Origin of the sequence: Pseudomonas sp. PS01270 (genome assembly GCF_029959775.1) — a bacterium.
Classification (GTDB): Bacteria; Pseudomonadota; Gammaproteobacteria; order Pseudomonadales; family Pseudomonadaceae; genus Aquipseudomonas; species Aquipseudomonas atacamensis.
The window spans coordinates 1-291 of record NZ_JASCPT010000295.1; the positions used below are offsets into that span (position 1 = coordinate 1).

Consider the following 291-nt stretch of genomic DNA (forward strand, 5'->3'; position numbering starts at 1 on the left):
CATGTATGTCATAGGCCCGCGCGATGCCGACAAAGGGCCGTGCGTGCTATATCGACCGCTGTTCGACAAAGCTCTGCTGCAATATCCGGGGCCGGCCAATCTGCTTTTTGCGATCCAGCATTCGCGCCATCTGCGCGACTCGGTACTGGCCTGGTTGCCGGACGATGTGCGCTTCAATTACAGCCAGTTCGTCTTCACCGCCCGGCTGCCGTCGGTGTGGACGATCCCGCAACTGATGATCAACCCGACCACAGCACTGGACATGTCAGGCGCGGTCGCGCTGGGCACTCA

The 291-nt window shown here is 60.8% G+C and carries 1 protein-coding gene; it reads left to right on the forward strand.

Annotated features, from left to right (window positions below; translation table 11 throughout):
• Positions 1-291, forward strand: a 291-nt coding sequence (locus tag QMX86_RS28240; RefSeq protein WP_282390440.1) for a hypothetical protein, incomplete at both ends; no start/stop codon positions are given.